Consider the following 5525-nt stretch of genomic DNA (forward strand, 5'->3'; position numbering starts at 1 on the left):
TCTGACATCTGCGGTTTCTGTATCGATCGAAGACTTATGCAATTCAAGTCTAATTGATTGCCTATTTTTCTTGGCTTTGAATCTAGGGTATTTAGCTCTCGACTCAAAAAAGTTCTTGTAAGCAGTTACCAATTTGAGCGTAGTCGCTTGCAAAACTTGAGAGTAACACTCCGACAACCATTGTGTTTCTTCTTGTTTTTTGAGATTTGGTAGGAGTTTGTTCAACGCAATTTGAGTCAAGCCTTTACCCGTGGCTTTGTAGGTTTCAATGCACAAGTTGAGTGCATGATTCCACCACCAGCGAGAGCATCCAAAGTGCTGAGATAGTATCTCTTGTTGTTCAGTTGTCGGATACAGTCTGACTTTGACGGCTTGATGCTGCATTGTTTTTACCTTTCTTTAGCATGATATACATTCTTGATAAAATTAGTTCATCTAGCTTGCAAATTTTACGCCTGATTGACCGGATAAAATTTGCTTGGGGGAGTCCATGTATCCCAACGCTGACCCCAACGGGTACAGCGTGGGACTTATCGCTCCCCCAAACCCCCTCAAAAGTTAAAATTATAGGAGAGCGTATAACCCGCTTTCTGCGGGATTCCTATGGATGTTACCCGCGTCCTCTAACAGCGCCATAATTTTTATGACTCTACCTAACGGCCCCAAAACCCCCCGATTCGTACAGCTAATTCAATGGATTGGCGATCCGCTGACATACATGGATGTTAGTGCCAAAAAGTACGGGGAGATTTTCACGACTCGATGGGGGAACCTTGAACCATTCGTGATGATCCACAACCCGCAAGCGATCCAGGAAATGCTCAATAGCAAAGCGCTTGATGCTCCAGGGGATATCAACGGTATTCTCAAACCCCTGCTGGGAGAACAATCGATGATTGTGATCTCTGGAGAAAAGCACAAACGGCAACGTCAATTATTGATGCCACCCTTTCACGGGGAACGGATGCGCAACTACGCTCAACAAATTTGCGATATTACTCAAGATGTTGCTAGCAAGTGGACGGTCGATCGACCTTTTGTCGCCCGCACAGCCATGCAGGAAATCACCATGCGGGTAATTTTGCAAGTTGTCTTCGGACTCGATGAGGGGCCGCGGTTGCAGCAACTGTCCCCGCTGCTGGCTGCGATTATCGACACCACAGGCTCTCCACTGCGATCGAGTATCCTATTTCTGCCCTGGTTGCAACAAGATTGGGGCCCTTGGAGTCCTTGGGGGCGCATGAAACAGCGGCGCCAAAAAATTCAGGAACTGATGGATGCGGAAATAGCCGATCGCCAACAGCAACCAAAGGCCGATCGAGCCGACATTCTCAGCTTAATGATGGCAGCGCGCGACGAAAACGGCGAACCGATGACTAATGAAGAATTGCGCGACGAGTTGATGACTCTGTTGTTTGCAGGACACGAAACCACAGCAACAGCCCTAGCTTGGGCATTTTATTGGATTCACAGTTTGCCCTCGGTACGCCAGAAACTGCTGCAAGAATTGGACAGTTTAGGCGAAAATCCCGATCCCATGGAGATTTCTCGCTTGCCTTATCTGAGTGCAGTTTGTCAAGAGACACTCAGAATTTACCCAGTGGGAATGCTGACTTTTCCGCGAGTAGTGCGGGAACCTGTGGAACTTATGGGACATCAACTCGAACCGGGTACGGTAGTTTTCGGCTCGATTTATTTAACCCACCGCCGGGAAGATTTGTATCCAGAACCGCTGCAATTTAAGCCGGAACGGTTTTTGCAGAGGCAATTCTCGCCTTACGAGTATTTGCCCTTTGGGGGCGGTAGTCGCCGTTGTATCGGCTTAGCGCTGGCGCAGTTGGAGATGAAACTGGTGCTCGCAACCATTTTGCGCGATTTCGACCTAACGCTGGCCGAGAAAAAGCCCGTACAAGCCAAACGCCGAGGGGTGACTTTAGGGCCGGCGGGCGGGGTGAAGATGGCTATGCTGGGGCGGCGGATGCGGCAGTCAAAGCCCGAACCTGTTGCTAGTGGGGTTTGAAGTCGCAGCACCCAAGGCGGTCGCAGGCGCAAGCTAAGGAAGTAGCCATCGCACTTTTGGCCTTGAGTGCCAAAAATGGGGGTGGGGCGATCGTCCCACCCCATTTTTGGTAGCACCCGCTACATAAAATTAGCTATAATCCTTTACCTGTAACCATTACCCGCCCTCAATTTTTCAAATTCCTGTCTAAAATAGTATGAAGCTTGGAAACATACCCACAAAGCAAAAGTGGGTGATTGCAATAGTCCTCTTGATCTCTAGAAAGCCTGGCTGCCATACTTTAAAAACATATGCATACCCTGTTATTCAGCAAGGTCGGAAGTGCGTTGGCATTGCCAGCAATCTTCCGGCCTCTTTATTTTTTATGGTGCTTCAGGCATGGGACGAGGCGATCGACAAAGCAAGGCAAAAGTATAATTTCTCCTCCTGTAGCCATCTGCCCCTTTCCACAATCAGAGAGGTTTAGCCTTCAATCGCCATAGAATTTAACAGCAAGTTAAGGAATAATTAATAACTGATTAAAAGATTTCCTTCACCCCAGTCCTCAATCTTCTGTTTTCAGAAATTCTGATACCGAGACTGACTTGGGGAGGCTCTCGATATCTTGAATTTCGCTTTCGTGGGCAAAAAACTCGACTTCTTTGTCATCAATTTGGATCTGATAGCTAGCGGTAGCAGTCACAATCCGCCGCTTTTTTTTGTCTTCTATTAAAACCCAACACACAACAGGCCTGACCCACCTCTCAATGTGCTGGCTTTGCTTCGTACTGCCAAAGGCATACCAGCCTTTAGCTTCAATAATTTGAAGCACCTTGAAATCGTTATTAGCCATAGATATCTTGTTCGCGTTAACTTGACTATTATTCTTAGATAGAACGGCACGCCGGCTTCGCAAGCCAAAGCTTGGGAAATTCCCAGTTACACTTAAAAAACAGATTTTTCCTCAAAATTTAGCGGTTTAGCAGGGCATTGTCTGCGTTGTGACCCGCTAAATATAGTTCAATATTTTTGTACTCTCCCACAATTACCGTCAAGCATCTATACCGCATCCTTACCAATTAGTCTCGCAGTAGCCTCAACAGCAATCAACTATACCTTAGCTGATTGCATTTAAGTTGATGCCAACTACTTCTAACGCCTTGTTGGTGAGAGCGATCTGCGTACAAGCCAGTTCGGATTTTTTGCTGCAATCAACTGTCCTTTTTACCGCGTAGGGTAAAACTTAACTAGAGATTGCTGGTTTTAATTCTAAGCCTCGACGCGCTTAATTCCAAATTAATTGTATGGTGTAGTTGATCCTTGTCAAACTGTCGATCGCCCTAAACTGCCGTGTCTAACTCTTCGATTACCGTCACCGTTAAACTATTCGCCGCCTTCAGTGAAGCCTACGGCGTTTCGGAACTTACACTAGAATTTCCACTCCTAACCCCAGTTTCTCAAGTGCTCGAAAGCTCGATCGCCCAATATCCTCAATTAGAACAGTGGCGATCGCGCACCCGCTTCGGGATCAACCTAGAATTCGTCTCCCCCGACACCATCCTTCAAGACGGCGACGAAGTTGTACTCATCCCCCCCGTCAGTGGCGGCTAAGGAATGAGAATTAAATAACTTACAATTTTATGCTTCTTGTGGGATGGGCGGGACGCCCGTCCAGAAAAGGCCCCAAGCGTCCCGCCCACCTCACAAACTTCTGTAAATTATTTAATTCGCGATCCAAAGCTGCTACGCAGCTAAGAGGAGAGTGACGAGTGGGAAAATTTCAATTTTTGTCTTCCTTGGGAGGATTGGGGGCAACCACGAGGGATTGCCCCTACAAAGAATGAAACAGCCCTGCCCTGGGCGTGGGGGCGAGGCTACCGAGGCACACAAAGTTATCAAATTGTGACGAATCGCTAATCACCCACAACATTTTCTACACAATCAATATCATAGAATCATGGAGCCGACTTGATAAACCTCAACTTTTTATGACTCTAGACTTTTCCCATCAAGATTTACGAGGTCGTTCATTTGTTGGTCAAGACCTGACCAATGCTAATTTCAGTCATGCCGATATTCGCGGTACAGATTTTAGCAAAGCAATTCTAACAGGAGCAAACTTTCGACAGGCAGTGGCAGGAATGCGATCGCCTTGGCTGCTTCTATTCATCTGTGTGAGTCTGCTGTTATTAATGATTGCTCTGCCTACAGCAACAAACTTGATGGCGGCGCAACTGTGGGACTCAAAACAGCCTGATTATCTTCAGGCAGAATATAGAGCGAAAACTTTATTAGGTTTTGCAGCTCCACTAACTGTTCTTTTTGGTGCCATTCTTTCCAGTAGTGTTCAGAGCTTATTAACAAAAATCGTAAGAATTAATCAAGCTCGAAAATACAAGCAAGAAGTCGTTGTATTAAGCCTATGTTTAGTGTTCGTTTTCATTGCTATTGCTGTCTATTATTTCATATATGATAGTTCGGTCGCTCAGATTCTGAAAACAGTAAATTCAGGTGACTGGTATGCCCGCCTTTTGGCAACAATGGAGAGCGGTATACAGTCGGGTTTATTTTGTTTGTTAGCGGGAAGCAGTTGCCTATCTATCATGAAAGCTACAAATTTTCGTCGCAGCTTAAGCTTAGCTTTGAGCTTCTCAGGGTTAGGACTTCTTGTAGGTTCTTTAATTGGCTTTTTTCTTGTAAAAACCCGCTATTTTTTATCTCTTTTAATTGTAGTATTTTTTCCATTTTCTTCTATGTTTTTATTGTCCAATACATTATCATCTGGCTTTAGCATAGAAGGCTGTTTTTATCAAGCCTCTAGTAACTTTTTCTGTCTGATTGCTCTCTATTTATTGTACATATTTTATATTTGTCTTTATTACACCTTCTTGTTTTTAGGATTTATCCTTGGATATTTTTTGTATAGAACTTACAATATTCAGCTAGTTCTTCAAAGATTTTTGATTGTTTTGCCAATTATAATCCTTTTTTCTTCTCTCATATATAGTGTAAAGATCGGTTTTTTTATGTTTCATCAATTAGGGCAGCCCCAACAAACATTGCCTCTCAATTTGTGGTTGTGGGTGAAAAATCTTTTCATTTTATTCGCTCCAATAGTGCTGTTATTTTTATGTTCGCTAGGCATTTCTTGGGCAGTTGCACCAACCAGTTTTTATGAGGCAAATTTAACAAACGCTGACTTTACTAGAGCAAGTTTAGGAAAAGTGATTCTTTCAAAAGCATCTCTCGAAAGTTAAATTATTGGCAGAAAAAAAATTATGAAATCGTGACTATTTGTAGTTTGAGGAGTTCAGGATAACTAGGTCGAAGTCCAAATCCGTGTCGTGCCTTCCCTCTTGCTTCTGGCTTTAAAATCAATCCCGACTAAAAGAATCGGGTATGGTTGACGCAGTAAATTGACTGTGATAATGTGTGAAAAGAATTAGAAAACATCGCAAAACCAGGGAGTTTAGCTATGACCCAGGCCACCAGAACACAATCCACAGCAGCAACCTTCACAGCCCTC

The 5525-nt window shown here is 44.5% G+C and carries 5 protein-coding genes; 3 read left to right on the forward strand and 2 right to left on the reverse strand.

Features of this window, described 5'->3' with window-relative positions:
- On the reverse strand, positions 1-384 hold a 384-nt coding region (locus QT974_RS30350), incomplete at its 3' end, for an RNA-guided endonuclease InsQ/TnpB family protein (protein ID WP_333472098.1).
- 259 nt (positions 385-643) lie between these two features.
- On the opposite strand from QT974_RS30350, the gene QT974_RS30355 reads away from it, so the two are divergent.
- Positions 644-2020: a cytochrome P450 gene (locus tag QT974_RS30355; RefSeq protein WP_333472099.1), complete on the forward strand. Its 1377-nt coding sequence runs from the start codon at positions 644-646 to the stop codon at positions 2018-2020.
- Positions 2021-2564: 544 nt separating this feature from the next.
- Here QT974_RS30355 and QT974_RS30360 read toward each other — a convergent pair.
- Entirely contained in the window at positions 2565-2852 is a 288-nt protein-coding gene (locus QT974_RS30360; protein ID WP_265238519.1) for a hypothetical protein, read from the reverse strand.
- A gap of 497 nt (positions 2853-3349) precedes the next feature.
- On the opposite strand from QT974_RS30360, the gene QT974_RS30365 reads away from it, so the two are divergent.
- Both QT974_RS30365 and QT974_RS30370 read left to right on the forward strand, forming a co-directional pair.
- Complete coding sequence (locus QT974_RS30365; protein ID WP_333472100.1) at positions 3350-3610, forward strand: MoaD/ThiS family protein; 261 nt, start codon at positions 3350-3352, stop codon at positions 3608-3610.
- A 377-nt stretch (positions 3611-3987) separates the two neighbouring features.
- Complete coding sequence (locus QT974_RS30370; protein ID WP_333472101.1) at positions 3988-5256, forward strand: pentapeptide repeat-containing protein; 1269 nt, start codon at positions 3988-3990, stop codon at positions 5254-5256.
- Positions 5257-5525: the final 269 nt, after the last annotated feature.

The sequence above is a fragment of the Microcoleus sp. BM001215392 genome (genome assembly GCF_036700185.1).
Taxonomy (GTDB): domain Bacteria; phylum Cyanobacteriota; class Cyanobacteriia; order Cyanobacteriales; family Microcoleaceae; genus Microcoleus.